The organism is Paracoccus aminophilus JCM 7686 (genome assembly GCF_000444995.1).
GTDB classification, from domain to species: Bacteria; Pseudomonadota; Alphaproteobacteria; order Rhodobacterales; family Rhodobacteraceae; genus Paracoccus; species Paracoccus aminophilus.
This window is the reverse complement of the sequence record NC_022041.1, coordinates 194,189-214,134: the sequence shown is the minus strand read 5'-3', so window position 1 is coordinate 214,134 and position 19,946 is coordinate 194,189. Positions and strand designations below refer to the sequence as shown.

The window sequence follows — 19,946 nt, the reverse complement described above, 5'->3', positions numbered from 1 at the left end:
AACCGGGCCATGGACCGCCTCATCAACCGGGATCTCGCAAGCGGTCCCGCGGAGCTCAGCGCCGTGCGATCTCTTCGGTCGCCTCGGCGGTGCGGCGGGTGTTGTTGTAGATGCCAAGGCCCAGATAAACCATGCCCGCCATCAGCACGAGATAGATCGCCCCGAAGATCAGCACGGCAATCCCCCGCACCAGACCGCCCTGCGGACTGCCCATGACCATAATCGCCGTCATCACGACCGCAATCGCGCCGAGCACCACCAGCGCATTGATGATCTGCTCCATCGAGCGGATGAAAAAGTCGCGCATTCCTGTTTCTCCCGAAAGGATATGTTTGATTTGCGCATGAAATCCGGGGCGATGCCCGCGCGCAAGCTCAATTGCAGAGTCTTGGTTTGCGAACAGGATCTTGCCAGGTCCAAGCCCCGTTTCAGCCTCGCCCCACCGCCGCGCTTCGGTCGCAGGCACACGCAGCCGTGCGCGGCTCGTGCCCTCGCTCACGGCGATTTGGGTTGCCTCTGGCGGCCCCATCGGGCCCGATTGGGCCATCGATCCGAACGAAAGAGGCTATGAGATGGGACTGCGATCCTTCGCGACGAGCGCGGCAGTGGTGCTGGTGACAACCGGAGCGGCTTTTGCCGATGGCGGCATGACCGTGAAACTGCCGGATGTGTCGACCCTGTCTGATGCCGATGCCAAGGCGCTGATCGGTGAGCTGGCCAATGTCAATGTCATCACCGCCAATTGCGACGATTATGAAATCTCGAACGGCGAATGGGCGCTGATCACCGGCACCGGCGACCGGCTCGCCTCGCGTCTGGGGCTGGATGCCTCGGCCTATGACAAGCAATATTACGCGCCCGCCTTCAAGCTTCTGGACGATCCGGGCGCCTGCGACCGCATCGGGCCCAGCGCGAAACCCCTGATCCAGAAGCTGGTCGCGATGGGCGGCGGCACCACCCCGGTCACCCAGTCTCAATGACAGACGCCCGCCGCCGGATCTCGGGACAGGCGGTCTCGACTTGGCGGCGCGGCGGGCATAGCTTCGCGCCATGAGCGATTTGAGCTACCACGGATTCGCGATCGACGCGGAAACGGCCCTTGCGCTGCTGCAATGGCAGTCAGAGATGGGGGCGGACGAGCCATGTCTCGACGCGCCCATCAACCGCTACGACGAGGCCCGCGCCGAGGCCACGGCCCGCGCCGCCGAAAAGGCCGCCCGCGCGGTTGCGAGCGCAGATCCCGGCACGACCCCGCTTGCTGCCACGCCGCGTCCGGCCGGTCCCGATCCCGTCGCCCGCGCCCAAACGCTTGCGGCAGGCGCGCAAACGCTCGCCGATCTGGCGGCGGCGCAGGACAGTTTCGACGGGCTCGACCTCAAGAAAGGCGCGCGCAGTTTCTGCTTTGCCGATGGCAATGCGAAAGCGCGGGTGATGATCATCGGCGAGGCGCCGGGCGAGGAAGAGGACATTCAGGGCCGCCCCTTCGTCGGCCGCGCGGGCCAGCTTCTCGACCGGATGTTCGCGGCGATCGGGCTGGCGCGCGATCAAGTCGATGCGGAAAAGGCGCTCTACATCACCAATGTGCTGCCGTGGCGCCCGACCGGCAACCGCACGCCCGAGCCCGCTGAAATCGCGATGATGCTGCCGTTTCTCGAACGTCACGTCGAGCTCGCGGCACCCGATCTGATCGTGCTCATGGGCAACACGCCCTGTCAGGCGGCGCTTGGTCGGGCCGGGATCTTGCGGCTGCGCGGCAATTGGCAGACGGCCTTTGGTCGCCCAGCTTTGCCGATGACCCACCCCGCCTATCTGCTGCGCACGCCTCTGGCCAAACGCGAGGCTTGGGCGGATCTTCTGTCGCTCAAGGCGCGGCTCGACGGCTGACGCGGCTTAGCCAGCCGTCTGTCACCCCGCCGTCTGGCAGCCGCTGAACTCCACCGCAGCCTCGCCCGAGATCAGCGTCAGGCGCAATTGCGCCGGATCGAGCGCGAAGGGTTTGCCGCTGTCGTCGATGAAATCCGCAGTCGCCGTCAGCTTGCCGTCCTGCACCTCAACCTCGGGCTCAGAGACCCAGACCGGCGTATCGGCCAACTCCATCGCCGCAGCCGCCATGTCGTCGCGCGCGTCCAGAGGCACGGTCGCGGCGACGCGCATTCCGTCCTTGGTCTCGGTCACCTTGCAGATCGCCGGCTCCTTGGCCGCGTCGGGAACCGAGGCCAGCGCGGCCTGAATGATCGGGTCCTTGTCGCCCGGCGCAGCGGCGGTCAGATCGACATGGGCGGGCACGCAAATGGTTTCGCAAATCCCCAGATCCACCTGCGCCTCGACCCGGATCGGCTTGGTCGGATCGGCCGGGGCGATCTCGATCGGCAAGACCAGCTGATCGTGAAAGCCCAAAGTCCGTAGTCCGCCGGAATCGATCACCTCGGGCCGGGGCCAATGCAGCGTCACCTTGCCCAGATTGTCCGAGCCCTGCCAATCAAAGACCGGCGGCACGCCACCGTCGCCGGGGTTGCGCCAATAGGTCTTCCACCCCGGCAACAGCCGCAGATCAAGCGCGACGATGCGGTGGCCCTCGGGCGTGATCCAACCGGGCCGAAGCTGGGCCGACTCAAGACCGGGCGGCAGTTTCGGGGCCGCGCTTGCGGCCTCCTGAGCCTGAGCGGAACCGGAAATCAAAGCGGCGGCGAGAGCAAGGATAAAGCGTTTCATGTCTCCTGAATGGCATTCCCGCCACAGCGAGGGAAATCAAAAAAGCGCCAATCCCTTGCACCGCCCGCCGCGAAGGCCGATCTTTGAGGGAAGAATAAGGAGAACCCGATGGAGTCCGAAAGCAATCTGACCGGCAAGCTGCTGATCGCCATGCCCAGTATGCAGGATCCCCGCTTCGAGCATAGCGTGATCCTGATCTGCTCGCATTCCGACGAGGGTGCGATGGGATTGGTGGTCAACCGCCCCTTGCCGGATCTGGATTTCAGTGACCTCCTGAACCAGCTTGGCATCGACACCGGCATGGACACCCGCCCGATTCCGATCGGCTCGGGCGGCCCGGTCGAGCCCGGACGCGGATTCGTGCTCCATCATGTCAAACAGGGCGGCGATGATGCCGAGGGCACGATGCGCATCGGCGAGGATCTCGCCATGACCACCACCCGCGACATTCTGGAAGATTTCGCCCGGGGCGCCGGCCCGCAGCCTGCGGTTCTTGCGCTTGGCTATGCCGGTTGGGGTCCGGGTCAGCTGGATGATGAAATCCGCGACAATGGCTGGCTCACCGCTGAACGCGGCGACGAGATCATCTTCGGGGCCGATCATTCCGGCAAATGGGTCGCGGCGCTGCGCCGGATGGGCATCGACCCGCTGTTGCTCTCGCCCTCGGCGGGCCATGCCTGAGCGGAAGGCTTGCTTCTGACAGTCCGGCCCTTAAAGGTCAGGGACGCGGCGCGGCGGCGCGGCGCAGGCGGTCGTTGATCGCCACACCAAGCCCCTCTTCCGGAATCGGCGCGACCGCAATCGGACGACCAAGCTCATCGGCGCGGCGCAGCAGATCAAAGAGGTTAGCCGCCGCCTCGGTCAGATCGCGGCTTGCGCTTAAGGTCAGCGCCCCCGGCCCGAAGGCCAGATAGGTCTCGCCCGGCAAAGCCGTTTCCGCGTCAAGGCGCACCGGAACCGCCGGGGCGTAATGGCTGGACAATTGCCCGGGAGAGGTCGGCGCTTCGGGGTTCAGCTCGGGGCGCAGCAGCGCGCAGCCCAGCACCGCCTCGATCGCCTCGGCAGGCAGACCGCCCGGACGCAAGAGCGCGGGCTCGCCCGCCTCGCTCCAGCCGATGATGGTCGATTCGACCCCAACCGAACAGGCACCCGCATCGACGACGGCCGGGATACGCCCGCCAAGCCCGGTCACCTCATCGGCGACATGGGCGGCCGAAGTCGCGCTGATCCGCCCCGAGGGATTGGCCGAAGGCGCGGCCAGCGGCCCGTCGAAGGCGCGCAGGATCGCCAGCGCCGCCGGATGCGAGGGAATGCGCACGCCCAAAGTCCTCAGCCCCGCCGTCGTGATCGAGGCAATGCCCGAATCGTCGCGCAGGGGCAGGATCATCGTCAGCGGCCCCGGCCAGAAAGCCTCGGCCAACAGGCGCGCCTGATCGCCAAGATGGACATAGCGCTCCGCCTCGGCCAGACCGGGCACATGCACGATCAGCGGGTTGAACGAGGGCCGCCCCTTGGCCGCATAGATCCGCGCGACCGCCTCGCCGTTTCGGGCATCGGCGGCCAGACCATATACGGTTTCAGTCGGAATCGCGACCGGCTGACCTAGCGTCAGCCACTCACACGCTGTAGCGATGCCCTGGGCATCGGCGGGAAGGATCAGGGTTTGCATTCTTGACGTTGGGTCCGGGTTGCCGCTCCGCCTCGCGCGGATAATCTGATCAGAGTCATTTCAAGTCTGACCTGCCCGCATTTAGGCCGGTTCCCACAGAAAGAGAAGCGCCATGCCTTACCAAGCCTCTGCCGAGCAGATCCGGTTCATTCTGAACGAGGTTGTGGATTTCTCGAAAGTCGCCGCGACCGAGCGGTTTGCCGAGGCCACGCCCGACACCGTCAACGCGGTTCTGGGCGAGGCCGGGCGCATCGCCGCCGAGATCTATGCCCCGGTCAATCGCGCGGGCGATCTGGAACCGGCGCGGCTGGAAAACGGCAAGCTGCGCTCGTCTCCGGGCTATGCGGAAGCCTTTGGCGCTTTGGCCGAGGGCGGCTGGATCGGGCTGTCCTCGGATCCCGAATATGGCGGCATGGGCCTGCCCTCGACGCTGAATGTCGCGATCAATGAAATGCTCGCCTCGGGCTGTCTGGCGCTGCAACTGAACTCGCTTTTGACGCAGGGCCAGATCGACGCGCTGGAGCATCACGCCAGCGACGCGCTCAAGGCGCTCTATCTGCCCAAGCTCAATTCGGGCGAATGGTCGGGGACAATGAACCTGACCGAGCCGCAGGCGGGTTCCGATGTCGGCGCGCTCACGACCCGGGCCGAGCGGGCCGAGGACGGCACCTACCGCATCACCGGCCAGAAGATTTTCATCACCTGGGGCGACAGCGATTTCAACGCCAACGTCTGCCATCTCGTGCTGGCGCGTCTGCCCGATGGCGGCGCGGGCACGCGCGGGATCAGTCTTTTCATGGTGCCGAAATTCCTGCCCGACGATAGCGGCAACCCCGGCCTCGCCAATGAGCTGCGCGTCGTCAGCCTCGAGCACAAGATGGGCATCCACGGAAGCCCGACCTGCGTGATGAGCTTTGAGGGTGCGACCGGCTGGCTCGTCGGCGAAGAGCATAAGGGCATGGCCGCGATGTTCACGATGATGAACTCGGCGCGGCTCAATGTCGGGATGCAGGGCGTGGGCATTGCCGAGGCCGCGCTGCAAAAGGCCGCCGAATATGCCGCCGAGCGCAATCAGATGGGCGCGATCATCCGCCATGCCGATGTCCGCCGGATGCTGGCGATTGGCCGCGCGGAAACCTTCGCCGCCCGGGCGATCTGTCTCGCCTGCGCGGTGGCGCTGGATCTTGGCCGCGCGACCGGGGCCGAGGATTGGATTGCGCGCGCCTCGTTCCTGACGCCCATTGCCAAGGCGCATGGCACCGATGTCGGCTGCCGCGTCGCCGATCTCGCGGTGCAGGTCCACGGCGGCATGGGCTTCATCGAGGAAACCGGCGCGGCGCAATATCTGCGCGATGTCCGCATCACCCCGATCTATGAAGGCACGAATGGCATTCAGGCGATGGATCTGGTCGGGCGCAAGCTGATGGATGACGGAGCCGCCGCCATGGCGCTCTTGGACGAGATCCTCGACACCGCAAAAGCCGCGCAATCCGCTCAGCCCGAGCTCGCCCATGAGGTTTGGCAGGCCGCCGAGACGCTGCGCGAGGCCACGCATCTGCTGCTCGAACAGAAGATGCAGGACCGTTTTGCCGGAGCCGTGCCCTTCCTTGCCGCCTTCGCCCGCGTGCTGGGCGCGCATTTCCACCTGCGCGCGGCGGTGGCGGGCGGGGCGGATCACGTCACATTGGCGCGGATCTATATCACCCGGCTCTTGCCGCAATATCTCGGCGATCTCGCCGCGGCGAAGGCCGGGCCTGCCGATCTCGATGCGCTTGGCGACGGCGCATTCTCGGGCCATTTCGCCTGATGCTGCGCTATCCCGTGACGGTGCCGCCCGCCCCTGGCGAGGCGATCGAACTGGCCGAGGGCGTGCTTTGGATGCGCCTGCCGCTGCCGATGAAGCTCGACCATGTGAATGTCTATGCCTTCGCGGAAACCGATGGCTGGACGGTGATCGACACCGGCTTCGATTCGCGCCGCGCCCGCGCCCAATGGGAGGCGCTGCTGGACGGCCCGCTGGAGGGCCGCCCGGTCCAGCGCGTCATCGCCACCCATCACCACGCCGACCATATCGGCCTTGCCGGATGGTTTCAGGCGAAAGGCGCCTCGCTCTGGACCAGCCGCACCGCCTGGCTGATGGCGCGAATGCAGGTGCTCGACGTGCAAGAGCACCCGACCCCCGAGGCCGTCGCTTTCTGGCGCCGCGCGGGCATGGACGCCGAGACGCTGCAAACCCGGTTGGACGAGCGCCCCTTCAACATGGCCGATGTCTGCCATCCCCTGCCCCCCGGCTTTCACCGTCTGGCCGAGGGCGATGCGCTGGAGATGGGCGGGCGGCGCTGGCGCGTCCATATCGGCAATGGCCATGCGCCCGAGCATCTCACGCTCTGGTCCGAGGATGATCATCTGGTCATCGGCGGCGATCAGCTTTTGCCGTCGATCTCGCCCAATCTCGGCGTCTACCCGACCGAGCCTCTGGCCGATACGGTCGGCGACTGGCTGGAAAGCTGTGCCCGGCTGAAGGATTTTGCCCGCGACGACCAGCTGGTGCTGCCCGGCCATAACATCCCGTTCTTCGGCCTGCCCGAGCGGCTCGACCAGCTGATCGAGAACCACCATTCCGCGCTGCGCCGAATCACCCGGGCGCTGCAAGAGGCACCGCGCAGTGTCGCGGGCTGTTTCGATATCCTTTACCGGCGCAAGATCGACGCCGCGACCTATGGTCTGGCGCTGGTCGAGGCGATCGGGCACATCAACCACCTTGCCCGGGCCGGAAAGGTGTGGCCGGTGGGCACGACCGAAGACGGGGCCGTGCTCTGGGGGGCGTGACAGCCCGCGCATCATAGGGTAACGGTTTCTCAACTTTCTTTCGCGCAGGGACAGAGACATGGCATCGCATCAGGAAATCACCAACCACGTTCACGGCGAGATGGACATCCGCGTGCACCAGAAAACCTTTGCCGGTTTCATCCGTCTGGCAACCTGGGTCTGCGGCATTTCGGCCGCCGTTCTGGTGTTCATGGCGCTGGTCAATTCCTGATCGCCTGACTGACCCGGAGAGCTACAGATGCAACGGCGGACTTTTCTCGCGCTGACCGTGCCAGCCGTTCTGGCGGCTTGCGGTGCGGATAACAAATGGGCCAGCGACGAAGAGCTTCGCCGCGCCCGCTATGTCGATACCCAGAACCCGCCCTCGATCACGCTGCTGACCGTGATCGGCATTCCGCGCGGTGAAGGCGGCCACTCGGCGCTGATGATCAACGGCAGCCAGCGCGTCATCTTCGACCCCGCTGGCAGCTGGGAGCATCCCGCGATCCCCGAGCGCCATGACGTGCTTTACGGGATCACCCCGAACTTCAAGAACTTCTACATCGACTACCACGCCCGCGAGACCTATTGGGTCGCCGAGGACACCAAAGTGGTCAGCCGCGAAATCGCCGATATGGCGATCCGCTCGGCCGAACAGCAAGGTGCGTCGAACAAAAGCTTCTGCGCGGTCTCGACCGGTCAGGTGCTGCGCCGCGTGCCGGGTTTCGAGGGGGCTCCGTCGGGCTTCTCGCCGCTCAAGCTGCGCCGCTGGTTCCTGTCCTTGCCGGACGTGACCTCGAAGAAGTGGATGGATGGCGATCCGGCCAACAACCACAACGTCCTCTTGCGCCAGAAGGACGGCTCGATTCAGGGCTATGGCAAGGACGGCAAATTGCACGCCGCCACGCTGTCGCCTCAGGCTGCGGCCCAGCCCTAAGCACCGGGGCCTAAGCGGTCAGGTCTAAGCGTCAGGCCGAAAAGACAGATCGCGAAACGGCCCCGGTTTTCCGGGGCTTTTTCTTTGCGCCCCTCAGGCCGCCCTCTCAGCCAATCCAGGCCAGCATGGCAAAGAGCGTCGCGCCCCCGGTCACGATCGCGGCCAGGGTATTGCGGCTGAGCACTCCGACAACCAAGGTCACCGCCGCCGCAGTCAGCCGGGCCGGATCGGGCGCGCCTGCAGTCGCGGCGGGCCAGACGACCAGCGGCGCGATCATCGCGGGCAAGACGCCCACGGCGGTATAGCGCAACAGCCGCTCGACCCAAAGCGGGATCGGGCGGTGGCCGATCGCGCCCAGAAAGGACCAACGGATCAGATAGGTCCCGAGCCCCAGCGCGATGATGACGGTCCAGATCTGAAGGTCAGACATTCGGCGCCTCCACCTGCGGACGCAGCCGCTCGGTCAGGATCTCGACGCCCGCGCCCGTGGCCATGGCCAGAGGCGCCGCGACCAGCAGCCCCAGCCCCGAGGGCAGGAAGGCAAAGGCCAGCGAAGCCAGCACCGAGACCAGCGCCGCCGCAATATGCGCGGGTGTGCGCAGCATTGGCGCGATCATCGCCAGAAAGGTGATCGGCACCGCGAAATCCAGCGCCCAACTGTCGGGAATCGCATTGCCCGCCGTCGCGCCCACCAGCGTGGCCAACACCCAAAGCGGGCACAAGAGCGCCGCCGTGCCGCAGAAATAAGCGAGCCTTTGGCGCAGGCTCAGTTGCGGGTTTTCCTCGAATTCGCGCAGCGACAGCGCATAGGTCTGGTCAATCAGCAGATAGGCCACCAAGGCGCGCTGGCGCGGGCTGGTTGCGCCAAGCCAGGGCACCAGCGCCGCCGAATACATCGCCAGCCGCAGATTGACCGCCAAGGCCGAGACGATGATCAGCACCATCGAGGCATGATCGCCGATCAGCTGCAGCGCGGTGAATTGCGAGGCGCCCGCCAGCACCAGCAGCGAAAAACCGGCGATCTTGGCGAGATCCAGCCCGGCGTTGCTCGCGACCACGCCAAACAGCACGGCAAAGGGCAGCACGACCAGCAGGAAGGGCATGGATTGGATCATGCCATGTCCAAAGCATTGGGCCGGGCTTCGGGCCAATGCGCGGATCTGGGCGGGGGTGAGCGGCGACGGCTCGGGGCCGACAGAGGGTTGCGAATTCGAAGACAAGGCAGGATACGGAGTTGGAACCAAAGAAAGCGATGCGGAATTTCCCGCAGATTGACGCCAATCCGCGCCGAGAGGCAAGGGAGCCCGGACAGATCGCCCGCTCTGCCGCGCACCGCCGTCGAACCGGAGCCCTGCCGCGCGGCCCAAAGGAGCGCCATGCCGAACGATCTTTCCCGTTTTGCGCACCATCCGGTTTGCGAGGGCATCGCGCCTGCGCATCTCGATGCGGCGGCGGCGCTCTTCTGGCAGGCCTTCGGGCGCGAGGTCCTGCCCTTTCCGACCTCAGCCGCGCGCGGCGTCGCGCTGATCCGCCATGCCCTGCGCGCCGAGAAGGCGCTCTCGGCGCTTGACCCGCAAGGCGCGCTGGCGGCGTTGGTCGGTATTCGCGACGCCGAGGGCGGCTTTCTGGCCCCCGAGGCGGGCGCGTTCGCGCAGGTCTGGGGCTGTCTTGGCGGCGGGCTCGAGCGGGTGACGAATGCGCTGCACCGCAGTGGCCCTGAAACCGCGGATATGGTGCTGGACGGTCTGGTAGTGCGGCCCGATCTGCGCGGTCAGGGCTATGGTCGGGCACTGATCGCGGCGGCCTCGCATCGGGCGGCGCGGCGCGGCTATCACGGGCTGCGCGCCGAGGTGGCTCGCGCCAATGCGGCGGCGCGCGCCCTTTATCTGTCGCTTGGCTTTCAGCCCCTCGGGCAAAGCCGCATCGGCTGGCCGTGGAGCGGCCCGGCCGAGATCATGCGTCTGGAGATTCCTGCGGCACATAAGAGCCGATCATCCCGGCCACCTGTGCCAGAAGCGTGAAGGCGCGCCCCGAGCGGGTATAGGTCAGCGCAAGCAGCAGCCGGTCGTCCAGCTCGGGCGCGGCGCGGCTGACGAGCTTGTCGAAATGGCGCAGGAAATGCTGGGCGGTGTCGCGGAAGACCTCGTCGCTGCGCAAAAGCTTCGCCGTCGCTTCCAGAACCGGCTCGTCGACATCCAGCGCCAGCGAGGTCAAAGCCGCCCCGCGCAGGCCATCGGCAAACTGACGCCAAAGCCCGGGCTGGGCATCGCCCGCGTAAAGATCGTCCATGAAGATGCCGCGCTTGGCCAGCAGCGTGACCACATCCTGCGCCGCCCGGATCAGCCGCGCCAATTCGCGGTCGGCCAAGGCCTTGCGCAAAGCGGCCACCGCCTCGACATCATCGGGACCGTCGGGGAAGTTCAGCGCGGCGATCAGCTCGTATTCGTCAAGCTCGAGCGGGGGCGGCGTTTCCAGCCCGAGGCTGGCCTGCCCCTGATCGTCGGGCTCGTTGCGCCGAGCAGCCGCCGCGCCCGAGCTCGCGGGCGGCGTCGGGATCGTGCGCGCAACCGAAGGCGCCGCAGGGATCTCGTCTGCGGGGACGGCCTGGCCTCCCTTGCGCAGAATGTCCAGCGTCGTGCGCAGCTGGATCGCCTCGAGCCGGAGCGCGGCAATCGCGCGCCCCTGCCAGACCGCCATCCAGATCAGCGCGATGGGCGTCACAAGGCCGACCCACCGCAGCAGCCCCGCAACCCCGCCCCCGACCGTCTCGTCGGCTGGCGTGCCGAACAGCCAGAACAGCAGGATCAGCACAAGCCAGACCACGGTCGCCACAGCGCCAAGCACTGTCAGACCATCCTTGCTCTGCTGATGGGCAAAGCGGCGAAAGCTGTCACGAAAATCGTTCATCTGCCCTGGGTCCGGCGCGGTTACACGAAACGCACCGAGAGGATCTCATAGGATTTGCCGCCGCCCGGCGTCACGACCTTGACGCTGTCGCCCTCATCCTTGCCGATCAGCGCGCGCGCCAGCGGCGAGCGGATGTTCAGCAGGCCGCGCTCCAGATCGGCCTCGGCCTCGCCAACGATCTGATAGGTCTTTTCCTCGTCGGTATCTTCATCGACGAGGTTCACGGTCGCGCCAAATTTGACGCTGCCCGACAGTTTGGCCGGGTCGATGACATCCGCGCGCGAGATCAGCCCTTCGAGTTCCTTGATGCGTCCCTCGACGAAGCTCTGCTTTTCACGGGCGGAATGATATTCGGCATTTTCCGAAAGATCGCCGTGCTCGCGGGCTTCGGCGATGGCACGGATCACAGCGGGGCGCTCTTCCGAACGCAGCACGCGCAGCTCTTCTTCAAGCTGTTCGTAACCCGAGCGGGTAATCAGGATCTTCTCCATTCCAGTCCTTCCGGCGGCATCACGCCAATGCTGTAGGAACGCCCCCGACCGAGTGGCCGGGGGCGCTCTGCTGAAAACACGCGGTATCGTGGCTGGTTCCGACACGTCTTGCAAGACGCCTCGACGCATTGGGCAGTCCACGGGCAATCCGCCGCGTATCCCGAGAATACAACGCAAAGGTCGCATTGCTGCGCTGCGACATGATTGCGAGCAATAATAATTCACGCTACTGCTGTTCGCGAATTATTACGCGCGAAGAACCAGCAATGCCAGGGAGGAGACCAAGCATGGATCAGATCGAACGCGAGTCGATGGAATATGACGTCGTAATCGTGGGCGGCGGTCCTGCCGGTCTTTCGGCGGCGATTCGGCTGAAGCAGATCAATCCCGAGCTTTCCGTCGTCGTGCTGGAAAAGGGCTCGGAAGTCGGCGCCCATATCCTGTCGGGCGCAGTGCTGGACACTTCGGGCCTCGACAAGCTGATCCCCGATTGGAAGGCCAAGGGCGCGCCGATCCACACCGAGGTCAAGGAAGACAACTTCTACATCCTCGGCGAAGGCGGCCAGATGCGCGTGCCGAACTGGCCGATGCCGCCTTTGATGTCGAACCACGGCAAATATATCGTCTCGATGGGCAATGTTTGCCGCTGGCTCGCCGAACAGGCCGAGGCGCTCGAGGTCGAGATTTTCCCGGGCATGTCCTGCTCGCAGCTGGTGATGGACGGCAACCGCGTCGCGGGCGTCGTCGCGGGCGAGATGGGCCTTGAGGCCGATGGCACCCCCGGCCCGCAATACGAGCCCGGCATGGAGCTGCGCGGCAAATATGTCATGCTGGCCGAAGGCGTGCGCGGTTCGCTCTCGAAAGAGGTGATCGCGAAATACAATCTCTCGGACGGCCATGATCCGCAGAAATTCGGCCTTGGCATGAAAGAGATCTGGGAAATCGACCCGGCCAAAGCCAAGCCCGGCACCGTGACCCATACGATGGGCTGGCCTCTGGGCAAGAATGCCGGTGGCGGCTCGTTCGTCTATCACCTTGAGGGCAATCAGGTTCTGGTCGGCTTCGTCGTTCACCTGAATTACGCCAACCCGCATCTCTATCCCTACATGGAATTCCAGCGCTTCAAGCACCATCCGCTGGTCGCCGAGCTGCTTGAAGGCGGCAAGCGCGTGGCTTACGGCGCGCGCGCGATTTCCGAGGGCGGCTGGCAGTCGATCCCGAAACTGACCTTCCCGGGCGGCACGCTGCTGGGTTGCTCGGCCGGTCTGGTGAACGTGCCGCGCATCAAGGGCAACCACAATGCCATGCTGTCGGGGATTGCGGCGGCAGAGGCGGCGGCGGCGGCGATTGCAGCCGGTCGCGAGGGCGACGAGCTCACCGATTACGAAAAAGCGGTCCGCACGGGGCCGATCGCCAAGGATCTGAAGCCGGTGCGCAACGTCAAGCCGCTGTGGTCGAAGCTGGGCCTGACGGCGAGCCTCGCGCTTGGCGGTTTCGACATGTGGGTCGCGAACCTGACCGGCTGGAACCCCTTGGGGACCTGGCATCACGGCAAGACCGATGCCGCCGCAACCGGCAAGGCCAAGGATTACAAGAAGATCGACTATCCGCGCCCGGACGGCAAACTCTCGTTCGACCGCCTGACCAACGTGGCGTTTTCCTTCACCAACCACGAGGAAAGCCAGCCCTGTCACCTGCGCCTGAAAGACGCCTCGGTGCCGATCCGCGTGAACCTGCCCGAGTTCGACGAACCGGCGCAGCGCTATTGCCCGGCGGGCGTCTATGAGGTGCTGGAGGGCCCGGACGGGCCGCGCTTCCAGATCAACTTCCAGAACTGCGTCCATTGCAAAACCTGCGACATCAAGGACCCGTCGCAGAACATCAACTGGACCACGCCGCAGGGTGGCGACGGGCCCAACTATCCGAATATGTGACATTACCCGAATAAGTGATCCACGGCAGGCACGCGAAGCGTCGCCTGCCGTTGCTCATCCGGGCAGCCCCCGCTAGGGTCGTATCGATATTGTGACTGACCGGGCCAAAGTTCGTGACCAAGAGACTGCTCCCGCTGGCGCTCATCGCGCTCTTCACCACCCCGCTTCACGCGCAGGACGCTCCGGCGGCCAAGGCCTCTGATCGCCCCGCGCAGGCCGAAAGCGGAGGCGCGGACGACAGCAATCACCCGCAGGTCCCGCTCAGCCTCGGCATCGCCGGCCCCTATCTGGCCGCGCGTCAGGCCGCGCTCGACAGCGATTTCGGCGAGGCTGCGCATTATTACGGCGAGGCTTTGGGGAAAGACGGCACCGATCCCTATCTGCAAGACAGCGCGCTCGTCTCGCTGATTTCCTCGGGGCAGATGGAGGCCGCCGTCAAGCTGGCCAACCGCACCTCGACCGAAAGCAAGGCGACCGATCTCGCCAATCTCATGCGCCGCGCCGAATTCGCCAAAGACGGCAAATGGACCGAGCTGATGGCGCTGGGGGCCGAGATTCTGGCTCAGCCGGACAAAGCCGGGGATCAGAACGGCGAGGACAAGCTGCTGGATGGGATGATCGAGGCTTGGGCGCTTCTGGGCGCGGGCAAGGCCAGCGATTCCATCGCGGCTTTCGAGAAGCTCGCCAAGATCCCCGGCGCGCAGGCGATGGTGCAATATCATCTGGCGCTGGCCAAGGCCAAGGTCGGCGACTTCGAGGCCGCCGACAAGCTGCTGTCGCAAGATGCCGCCAGCGGTCATATCCTCGGGATCATCGCCCGCGCCGAAGTGCTTTCGCAGCTGGAGCGCAACAAGGACGCAATCGCCATGCTCGATGCGCTGCCGCGCGTCGGCGAAGAGCCCGCGCTGCTGGCCTTGCGCGCCCGGCTGGAAAAGGGCGAGACCCTGCCCTTCGATTCGATCCGCACCCCCGCCGACGGCATTGCGCAGGTCTTCATGACCTTCGCGAGCGCGCTGGCCTCGTCGGAAGAGCCCGATCCGTTGGCGCTCATTCAAGCCCGGATCGCGGAATATCTGTCGCCCAATCTCGGCGAGGCGCATCTTCTGTCGGCGCAGCTTTTGCAAAGCGTCGGGCAGTTCGATCTGGCCGAGCAGGAATTCGAGCGCCTGCGCGAGTTGGGCGATATGCGCCCGGTGGCCGAGCTGTCGCGCATCGACGCTTTGGCCCGCGCCGACCGTCCCGAAGATGCTGAAAAGGCGGCGCTCGCACTGACCGCCGCTCATCCCGAGCTTGCACAGGGCTGGATCGCGCTTGGCGATCTCTTGCGTCAGCAAGAGAAATTCGCCGATGCCGTGCCCGCCTATGACAAGGCGCTCGATCTGCTCAAGGATCGCGGCAATGCGCAATGGTTCCCGCTTTACGCCCGCGGCATCGCGCTGGAACGCTCGAACCAGTTCGACAAGGCCGAGGCCGATCTGCGCGCCGCGCTGAAGATCCAGCCCGATTCCGCGCCGGTGCTGAACTACCTTGGCTATTCGCTGGTTGATCGCAACATCAAGCTGGACGAGGCGCTGAAGCTGATCCAGCGCGCGGTCGAGCTGAGCCCCAATGACGGCTATATCCTCGATTCGCTGGCTTGGGCCTATTACCGGCTGGGCCGCTATCAGGACGCGGTCGCGCCGATGGAGCGCGCGGTGTCCTCGATGTCGGAAGACCCACTCGTCAACGACCATATGGGCGATATCTATTGGATGGCCGGGCGCAAGCGCGAGGCCCAGATCCAGTGGCAACGCGCCCTTAGCCTCAAGCCCGAAACCGAGGCCGAAGAAAAGCGCATCAAGGACAAGCTTGAGCTTGGGCTCGACGCGGTGCTGGCCTCGGAAAAAGGCAAACCGCGCGACAGCGCGGCGGGGCAATGACCCCGACCGCGCAAAGCGGTGCGGGCGAAGCGGCGGAATTCGCCCCCGCCAAGATCAATCTGACGCTGCATGTCACCGGCCAGCGCGCCGATGGCTATCATCTGCTTGATTCGCTGGTGGTTTTCGCCGGGGTTGGCGACCGGGTCGAAATCTCGCCCGGTCCGCTGTCGCTCACCATCGACGGCCCCTTCGCGGCGGGGCTCTCGGCGGATGCCGACAATCTGTGCCTGCGCGCGGCCCGTCTAGCGGGAAGCGAAGGCGCGATCCGGTTGACCAAGAACCTGCCACTTGCGTCAGGCATCGGCGGCGGCTCGGCCGATGCGGCGGCGGTGCTGCGCGCCTTTCGCGTCTGGCCCGAGCGCCCCGAGATGCTGGGCGCGGATGTCCCGGTCTGTCTCGCCGGTCGCCCGCTGCGGATGCGCGGTTTGGGCGAGATTCTGGAGCCGGTGCCCGATCTGCCGCCGCTTGCGGTGGTGCTGGTCAATCCGGGCAAGGGCCTTGCCACGCCCGATGTCTTTCGCGCGCTGACCCAGCGCGACAATCCCGCCATGCCCGACCTGCCCGAGTTCTTCGATCGCGCCGGGCTTCTGGCCTTCGTCGCCGCCTGCCGCAACGATCTTGAGGCGCCCGCGATCTCGCTTCTGCCCGAGATCGCCGATTGCCTGAACGCCCTACGGGATGCGGGGGCCGAATTGGCGCGGATGTCGGGCTCGGGCGCGACCTGTTTCGGGATTTTCCCCGATGCCGAGGCCGCAGCTACGGCCGCCGAGGCGCTGGCCCGGCCGGGCTGGTGGGTGGTGCCGACCACCCTCGCCTCCCCCCAAACCATCGGCTAGACTGCGCCGAAATTCCGGAGGAACTCATGCTTCGCCTTGGCGTCAATATCGATCACGTCGCAACCGTCCGTAATGCGCGCGGCACGCCTTGGCCCGATCCGTTGCGCGCCGCTCAGATCGCCGAAGCCGCGGGGGCCGACGGCATCACCGCCCATCTGCGCGAAGACCGCCGCCATATCACCGATGCCGATATCGACAATCTCGTCGCGCATCTGCGCTTGCCCTTGAACCTAGAAATGGCCGCGACCGCCGAAATGCAGGCGATTGCGCTGCGCCACCGGCCCCATGCGGTCTGTCTGGTCCCGGAAAAGCGCGAAGAGCGCACGACCGAGGGCGGACTTGATGTCGCCAAGGACGAAGCGCGGCTGGCCGATTACATCGCGCCTTTGCGCGAGGCGGGCAGCCGGGTGTCGCTGTTCATCGGCCACGAGCCGCGCCAGATCGAGGCAGCTGCGCGGATCGGCGCGGCGGTGGTCGAGCTGCACACCGGCGCCTATTGCGATTTCGACACCGAGGGCCGCATTGCGGAACGTGACGCCGAGCTTGAGGGCCTCAAGCGCGGGGCGGAACTGGCGCATGAGCTGGGGCTCGAGGTTCACGCGGGCCATGGGCTGACCTTCGACACCGTGGGGCCGATCGCGATCATGCCGCAGATCAAAGAGCTGAACATCGGCCATTTCCTGATCTCGGAGGCGCTGTTCACCGGTCTTGGCGAGGCCATCCGCGAGATGCGCCGCCGCATGGATCTGGCGCGCAGTCTGGACTGAGGACGCGCCATGATCCTTGGCATCGGCACTGATCTGGCCAATATCGAGCGGATCGCCGGGGTTCTTGCCCGCCACGGCGACCGTTTCCGCAATCGCGTCTTCACCGAAACCGAACTGGCCAAGGCCGCGCGCCGCAAGGACGAGGCCGGAACTCTGGCGAAACGATGGGCCGCGAAAGAGGCCTGTTCGAAGGCGCTCGGCACCGGGCTCGCGATGGGGATTTCGTGGAAGGATATGGCGGTCGGCAATCTGCATTCGGGACAGCCGGTGATGCATCTGACCGGCTGGGCGGCCGAGCGTCTGGCCGCCATGACCCCGGAAGGTCATCACGCGGTGATCCATGTCACCCTGACCGACGACCACCCTTGGGCGCAGGCTTTCGTGGTGATCGAGGCGCTGCGAGAGGGCGAAAAGAGCCCTTTTGCCGGGTAACGCCTGCGCGCGCGTGCCCTGCCACGCTTGACTTTGCCCCTGTCACGGGACCATGAACAGCCGGACACCCTGACACAGGAAACGCAGAACATGGCCGACAGCACGGCGAAGAAGCAAGGCGGTATCTGGGAAACCGTGAAGACGATCTTCTGGGCGCTTGTCATCGCGGCCCTGTTCCGGACGCTGTTCTTCCAGCCCTTCTGGATTCCCTCGGGCTCGATGAAGGACACGCTGCTGATCGGCGACTTCCTGTTCGTCAACAAGATGGCCTATGGCTATTCGAAACATTCCTGCCCCTTCTCGGCCTGCCCGATCTCGGGCCGCATCCTGGGTTCTGACCCCGAGCGCGGCGATGTCGTCGTCTTCCGCCACCCGACCAAGGGCGTCGATTTCATCAAGCGTCTCGTCGGCCTGCCCGGCGACACGATCCAGATGAAGGACGGCATTCTTTACATCAACGGCACCGCGGCGCCGCAGCAGCCCGACGGCCAGTTCATTGAAAAGAAAGAGCCGCAAGGCCCGCAAGGTCTGGTTCCGACCTGCACCAACGACCCGGTCCCGCCGGGCGGCGAATGCAAGGTCGACCGCTATATCGAGACCCTGCCGAACGGTCGCCAGCATGATGTGCTCAACATCACCGATGGCTGGATCGTCGACAACACGCCCGAATTCTCGGTCCCCGAGGGCCAGTATTTCTTCATGGGCGACAACCGCGACAATTCCGAGGATTCGCGTTTCTCGCAAGCCTCGGGCGGGGTGGGTTTCGTGCCGGCGGAATATCTGGTCGGCCGCGCCGATCTTATCCTCTTCTCCTCGGCCGGGAAATCGCTCCTGTCCTTCTGGACCTGGCGGCCCGACCGTTTCCTCAAGGCGGTTCATTGAAGATTTCGGACGACATTCGCGCCTTCTCGGCAAAGCTTGGCCATGACTTCAAGCGCCCCGATCTGCTGATCCGGGCGCTGACTCATGGCTCTGTCGGCAGCCCGACCCGGCCCGACAACCAACGGCTTGAATTTCTGGGCGACCGCGTGCTGGGCCTGACCATGGCCGAGGCTTTGGTGCTGGCCGACCGCAAGGCGACCGAAGGCCAGCTTGCGCCGCGCTATAATGCGCTGGTGCGCGGCGAGACCTGTGCCGCCGTGGCGCGGGAAATCGGGCTTGGCGATGTGCTGAAGCTCGGGCGCTCGGAAATGGTCTCTGGCGGGCGGCGCAAAGAAGCGCTTCTGGCCGATGCGATGGAGGCGGTTCTGGCCGCGATCTATCTCGACGCCGGGTTCGAGACTGCCAAGGCCGTGATCCTGCGCTTGTGGGAAAGCCGCCTTGAAACCGTGGACGACGATGCCCGCGACCCCAAAACCGCGCTTCAGGAATGGGCGCAGGCGCAGGGGATGAAGCCGCCGCAATATCTCCAGACCGGACGCAGTGGCCCTGACCATGCGCCCGAATTCGAAATCACCGTCAAGCTTGACGATGGCCGCAGCGCCATCGCCCAAGGCGCCGGAACCAAACGCAGCATCGAGCAAGCGGCCGCATCGGTCCTGCTCGGCCAGATCGAGTCTCAAGCATGACCGCAGACACCGCCAACACCCGCGCCGGTTTCGTCGCCCTGATCGGGGAACCGAACGCCGGCAAATCGACCTTGCTCAACCGGATGGTCGGGGCCAAGGTCTCGATCGTCACCCACAAGGTCCAGACGACGCGCGCGCGCATCCGCGGCATTGCCATGCGGGGCGACAGTCAGGTCGTCTTCGTCGACACCCCCGGCATCTTCCGCCCGCGCCGCCGTCTCGACCGCTCGATGGTCGCCGCCGCTTGGGGCGGGGCTTCGGATGCCGATGTCATCGTCTTGCTGATCGAGGCCCATCGCGGCCTGACCGAAGGCGCGAAAAGCATCATCGAGTCGCTCAAGGGCTTGGCCGAGGGCCGCCCGGTCGCGCTGGCGATCAACAAGATCGACCGCGTCAAAGCCGAGCAGCTTCTGGCGCTGTCGCATGAGGCAAACGAGGCCTTCCCTTTCCTGCGCACCTTCATGATCTCGGCCGAAAAGGGCTATGGTTGCGACGATCTGCTGGATTGGCTCGCGGAGACCGTGCCGGAAAGCGCCTGGCTTTATCCCGAGGATCAGGTTGCCGATCTGCCGATGCGCATGATCGCCGCCGAAATCACCCGCGAAAAGCTGACGCTGCGGCTGCATGAGGAAATCCCCTATCAGCTCACCGTTGAGACCGAGAAATGGGAAGAAAAGAAAGACGGATCGGCCCGCGTCGATCAGATCGTCTATGTCTCCCGCGCCGGTCACAAGGGCATCGTGCTGGGCAAGGGCGGCGAGACGATCAAATCCGTCGGTCAGGCCGCGCGCCAAGAGTTGCAGGAATTCATGGGCCGTCCGGTCCATCTCTTCCTGACCGTCAAGGTCCGCGAGAACTGGCTGGACGAGGCCGAGCGCTATACCGAGATGGGCCTCGACTTCAAAGACGGCAATGCCTGATCTCGATCTGAGCCGCGACAGACCGACCGCGCACGAACGGCGCGCG

Annotated in this window: 23 protein-coding genes; 16 read left to right on the top strand and 7 right to left on the bottom strand. The window is 65.5% G+C overall.

The features are described 5' to 3' along the window. Nucleotides 1-55: 55 nt before the first annotated feature. The gene (locus JCM7686_RS01085; protein ID WP_020949017.1) at nucleotides 56-307 is read right to left on the bottom strand and encodes a hypothetical protein; all 252 of its coding nucleotides are present in this window, start codon (nucleotides 305-307) and stop codon (nucleotides 56-58) included. Nucleotides 308-572: 265 nt separating this feature from the next. Between JCM7686_RS01085 and JCM7686_RS01080 the strand changes: the two genes are divergently transcribed. Both JCM7686_RS01080 and JCM7686_RS01075 read left to right on the top strand, forming a co-directional pair. Continuing rightward, nucleotides 573-980: a hypothetical protein gene (locus JCM7686_RS01080; protein ID WP_236635861.1), complete on the top strand. Its 408-nt coding sequence runs from the start codon at nucleotides 573-575 to the stop codon at nucleotides 978-980. Between the two features lie 70 nt (nucleotides 981-1,050). Continuing rightward, the gene (locus JCM7686_RS01075) at nucleotides 1,051-1,884 is read left to right on the top strand and encodes a uracil-DNA glycosylase (protein ID WP_020949015.1); all 834 of its coding nucleotides are present in this window, start codon (nucleotides 1,051-1,053) and stop codon (nucleotides 1,882-1,884) included. A 21-nt stretch (nucleotides 1,885-1,905) separates the two neighbouring features. Here the strand turns inward: JCM7686_RS01075 and JCM7686_RS01070 are convergent, their stop codons facing one another. Then, a complete protein-coding gene (locus JCM7686_RS01070; RefSeq protein WP_020949014.1) occupies nucleotides 1,906-2,712 on the bottom strand; it encodes a protein-disulfide reductase DsbD domain-containing protein in 807 nt (268 codons plus the stop codon). A gap of 108 nt (nucleotides 2,713-2,820) precedes the next feature. Between JCM7686_RS01070 and JCM7686_RS01065 the strand changes: the two genes are divergently transcribed. Continuing rightward, on the top strand, nucleotides 2,821-3,393 hold the full coding sequence (locus JCM7686_RS01065) for a YqgE/AlgH family protein (protein WP_020949013.1): 573 nt from the start codon (nucleotides 2,821-2,823) through the stop codon (nucleotides 3,391-3,393). Nucleotides 3,394-3,430: 37 nt separating this feature from the next. On the opposite strand, the gene JCM7686_RS01060 is transcribed toward JCM7686_RS01065, so the two are convergent. After that, complete coding sequence (locus JCM7686_RS01060; protein ID WP_020949012.1) at nucleotides 3,431-4,381, bottom strand: L-threonylcarbamoyladenylate synthase; 951 nt, start codon at nucleotides 4,379-4,381, stop codon at nucleotides 3,431-3,433. Between the two features lie 112 nt (nucleotides 4,382-4,493). On the opposite strand from JCM7686_RS01060, the gene JCM7686_RS01055 reads away from it, so the two are divergent. From JCM7686_RS01055 to JCM7686_RS01040, 4 genes are read left to right on the top strand one after another with little or no spacing between them, the layout of a single operon-like run. Then, nucleotides 4,494-6,188, top strand: coding sequence for an acyl-CoA dehydrogenase (locus JCM7686_RS01055; protein WP_020949011.1), 1,695 nt, complete (start codon nucleotides 4,494-4,496; stop codon nucleotides 6,186-6,188). Beyond that, nucleotides 6,188-7,210 (top strand): MBL fold metallo-hydrolase, encoded by a 1,023-nt coding sequence (locus tag JCM7686_RS01050; protein ID WP_020949010.1) that lies wholly within the window; start codon nucleotides 6,188-6,190, stop codon nucleotides 7,208-7,210. The genes JCM7686_RS01055 and JCM7686_RS01050 overlap by 1 nt, the downstream gene beginning before the upstream one ends. Before the next feature lie 58 nt (nucleotides 7,211-7,268). Next, nucleotides 7,269-7,421, top strand: coding sequence for an aa3-type cytochrome c oxidase subunit IV (locus JCM7686_RS01045; RefSeq protein ID WP_020949009.1), 153 nt, complete (start codon nucleotides 7,269-7,271; stop codon nucleotides 7,419-7,421). 27 nt (nucleotides 7,422-7,448) lie between these two features. Then, the gene (locus JCM7686_RS01040; protein WP_020949008.1) at nucleotides 7,449-8,126 is read left to right on the top strand and encodes a hypothetical protein; all 678 of its coding nucleotides are present in this window, start codon (nucleotides 7,449-7,451) and stop codon (nucleotides 8,124-8,126) included. A 106-nt stretch (nucleotides 8,127-8,232) separates the two neighbouring features. Here the strand turns inward: JCM7686_RS01040 and JCM7686_RS01035 are convergent, their stop codons facing one another. Both JCM7686_RS01035 and JCM7686_RS01030 read right to left on the bottom strand, forming a co-directional pair. After that, complete coding sequence (locus tag JCM7686_RS01035; RefSeq protein WP_020949007.1) at nucleotides 8,233-8,556, bottom strand: AzlD domain-containing protein; 324 nt, start codon at nucleotides 8,554-8,556, stop codon at nucleotides 8,233-8,235. Next, the gene (locus JCM7686_RS01030; protein ID WP_041527032.1) at nucleotides 8,549-9,241 is read right to left on the bottom strand and encodes an AzlC family ABC transporter permease; all 693 of its coding nucleotides are present in this window, start codon (nucleotides 9,239-9,241) and stop codon (nucleotides 8,549-8,551) included. The genes JCM7686_RS01035 and JCM7686_RS01030 overlap by 8 nt, the downstream gene beginning before the upstream one ends. A 261-nt stretch (nucleotides 9,242-9,502) precedes the next feature. Between JCM7686_RS01030 and JCM7686_RS01025 the strand changes: the two genes are divergently transcribed. Next, nucleotides 9,503-10,147, top strand: a complete 645-nt coding sequence (locus tag JCM7686_RS01025; protein ID WP_020949005.1) for a GNAT family N-acetyltransferase — start codon at nucleotides 9,503-9,505, stop codon at nucleotides 10,145-10,147. On the opposite strand, the gene JCM7686_RS01020 is transcribed toward JCM7686_RS01025, so the two are convergent. Further along, the gene (locus JCM7686_RS01020; protein ID WP_020949004.1) at nucleotides 10,080-11,033 is read right to left on the bottom strand and encodes a hypothetical protein; all 954 of its coding nucleotides are present in this window, start codon (nucleotides 11,031-11,033) and stop codon (nucleotides 10,080-10,082) included. The two genes, JCM7686_RS01025 and JCM7686_RS01020, sit on opposite strands and share 68 nt — an antisense overlap. Nucleotides 11,034-11,053: 20 nt before the next feature. Beyond that, complete coding sequence (gene greA / locus JCM7686_RS01015; protein WP_020949003.1) at nucleotides 11,054-11,524, bottom strand: transcription elongation factor GreA; 471 nt, start codon at nucleotides 11,522-11,524, stop codon at nucleotides 11,054-11,056. A 287-nt stretch (nucleotides 11,525-11,811) separates the two neighbouring features. Here greA and JCM7686_RS01010 point away from each other — a divergent pair, with 287 nt between their 5' ends. From JCM7686_RS01010 to era, 8 genes are all read left to right on the top strand, one after another. Further along, nucleotides 11,812-13,458, top strand: coding sequence for an electron transfer flavoprotein-ubiquinone oxidoreductase (locus tag JCM7686_RS01010; RefSeq protein ID WP_020949002.1), 1,647 nt, complete (start codon nucleotides 11,812-11,814; stop codon nucleotides 13,456-13,458). Nucleotides 13,459-13,571: 113 nt separating this feature from the next. Beyond that, nucleotides 13,572-15,377 carry a tetratricopeptide repeat protein gene (locus JCM7686_RS01005; protein WP_020949001.1) on the top strand — a complete coding sequence of 602 codons (1,806 nt, stop codon included), beginning with the start codon at nucleotides 13,572-13,574 and terminating at the stop codon, nucleotides 15,375-15,377. After that, on the top strand, nucleotides 15,374-16,213 hold the full coding sequence (locus JCM7686_RS01000; RefSeq protein WP_020949000.1) for a 4-(cytidine 5'-diphospho)-2-C-methyl-D-erythritol kinase: 840 nt from the start codon (nucleotides 15,374-15,376) through the stop codon (nucleotides 16,211-16,213). Before JCM7686_RS01005 ends, JCM7686_RS01000 begins: the two co-directional genes overlap by 4 nt. Before the next feature lie 26 nt (nucleotides 16,214-16,239). Further along, a complete protein-coding gene (locus JCM7686_RS00995) occupies nucleotides 16,240-16,980 on the top strand; it encodes a pyridoxine 5'-phosphate synthase (RefSeq protein ID WP_020948999.1) in 741 nt (246 codons plus the stop codon). Nucleotides 16,981-16,989: 9 nt separating this feature from the next. Continuing rightward, nucleotides 16,990-17,412: a holo-ACP synthase gene (gene acpS, locus JCM7686_RS00990; RefSeq protein ID WP_020948998.1), complete on the top strand. Its 423-nt coding sequence runs from the start codon at nucleotides 16,990-16,992 to the stop codon at nucleotides 17,410-17,412. Nucleotides 17,413-17,502: 90 nt separating this feature from the next. Then, a complete protein-coding gene (gene lepB, locus JCM7686_RS00985) occupies nucleotides 17,503-18,294 on the top strand; it encodes a signal peptidase I (RefSeq protein WP_020948997.1) in 792 nt (263 codons plus the stop codon). Then, a complete protein-coding gene (rnc, locus tag JCM7686_RS00980; RefSeq protein WP_020948996.1) occupies nucleotides 18,291-18,980 on the top strand; it encodes a ribonuclease III in 690 nt (229 codons plus the stop codon). The genes lepB and rnc overlap by 4 nt, the downstream gene beginning before the upstream one ends. Beyond that, nucleotides 18,977-19,900: a GTPase Era gene (era, locus tag JCM7686_RS00975; RefSeq protein WP_020948995.1), complete on the top strand. Its 924-nt coding sequence runs from the start codon at nucleotides 18,977-18,979 to the stop codon at nucleotides 19,898-19,900. Before rnc ends, era begins: the two co-directional genes overlap by 4 nt. Nucleotides 19,901-19,946: the final 46 nt, after the last annotated feature.

Bases quoted from the DNA above. Each gene is read 5' to 3' on its own strand.
- JCM7686_RS01085 (WP_020949017.1), bottom strand. From the start codon at position 307: ATGCGCGACTTTTTCATCCGCTCGATGGAGCAGATCATCAATGCGCTG.
- JCM7686_RS01080 (WP_236635861.1), top strand. From the start codon at position 573: ATGGGACTGCGATCCTTCGCGACGAGCGCGGCAGTGGTGCTGGTGACA.
- JCM7686_RS01075 (WP_020949015.1), top strand. From the start codon at position 1,051: ATGAGCGATTTGAGCTACCACGGATTCGCGATCGACGCGGAAACGGCC.
- JCM7686_RS01070 (WP_020949014.1), bottom strand. From the start codon at position 2,712: ATGAAACGCTTTATCCTTGCTCTCGCCGCCGCTTTGATTTCCGGTTCC.
- JCM7686_RS01065 (WP_020949013.1), top strand. From the start codon at position 2,821: ATGGAGTCCGAAAGCAATCTGACCGGCAAGCTGCTGATCGCCATGCCC.
- JCM7686_RS01060 (WP_020949012.1), bottom strand. From the start codon at position 4,381: ATGCAAACCCTGATCCTTCCCGCCGATGCCCAGGGCATCGCTACAGCG.
- JCM7686_RS01055 (WP_020949011.1), top strand. From the start codon at position 4,494: ATGCCTTACCAAGCCTCTGCCGAGCAGATCCGGTTCATTCTGAACGAG.
- JCM7686_RS01050 (WP_020949010.1), top strand. From the start codon at position 6,188: ATGCTGCGCTATCCCGTGACGGTGCCGCCCGCCCCTGGCGAGGCGATC.
- JCM7686_RS01045 (WP_020949009.1), top strand. From the start codon at position 7,269: ATGGCATCGCATCAGGAAATCACCAACCACGTTCACGGCGAGATGGAC.
- JCM7686_RS01040 (WP_020949008.1), top strand. From the start codon at position 7,449: ATGCAACGGCGGACTTTTCTCGCGCTGACCGTGCCAGCCGTTCTGGCG.
- JCM7686_RS01035 (WP_020949007.1), bottom strand. From the start codon at position 8,556: ATGTCTGACCTTCAGATCTGGACCGTCATCATCGCGCTGGGGCTCGGG.
- JCM7686_RS01030 (WP_041527032.1), bottom strand. From the start codon at position 9,241: ATGATCCAATCCATGCCCTTCCTGCTGGTCGTGCTGCCCTTTGCCGTG.
- JCM7686_RS01025 (WP_020949005.1), top strand. From the start codon at position 9,503: ATGCCGAACGATCTTTCCCGTTTTGCGCACCATCCGGTTTGCGAGGGC.
- JCM7686_RS01020 (WP_020949004.1), bottom strand. From the start codon at position 11,033: ATGAACGATTTTCGTGACAGCTTTCGCCGCTTTGCCCATCAGCAGAGC.
- greA (WP_020949003.1), bottom strand. From the start codon at position 11,524: ATGGAGAAGATCCTGATTACCCGCTCGGGTTACGAACAGCTTGAAGAA.
- JCM7686_RS01010 (WP_020949002.1), top strand. From the start codon at position 11,812: ATGGATCAGATCGAACGCGAGTCGATGGAATATGACGTCGTAATCGTG.
- JCM7686_RS01000 (WP_020949000.1), top strand. From the start codon at position 15,374: ATGACCCCGACCGCGCAAAGCGGTGCGGGCGAAGCGGCGGAATTCGCC.
- JCM7686_RS00995 (WP_020948999.1), top strand. From the start codon at position 16,240: ATGCTTCGCCTTGGCGTCAATATCGATCACGTCGCAACCGTCCGTAAT.
- acpS (WP_020948998.1), top strand. From the start codon at position 16,990: ATGATCCTTGGCATCGGCACTGATCTGGCCAATATCGAGCGGATCGCC.
- lepB (WP_020948997.1), top strand. From the start codon at position 17,503: ATGGCCGACAGCACGGCGAAGAAGCAAGGCGGTATCTGGGAAACCGTG.
- era (WP_020948995.1), top strand. From the start codon at position 18,977: ATGACCGCAGACACCGCCAACACCCGCGCCGGTTTCGTCGCCCTGATC.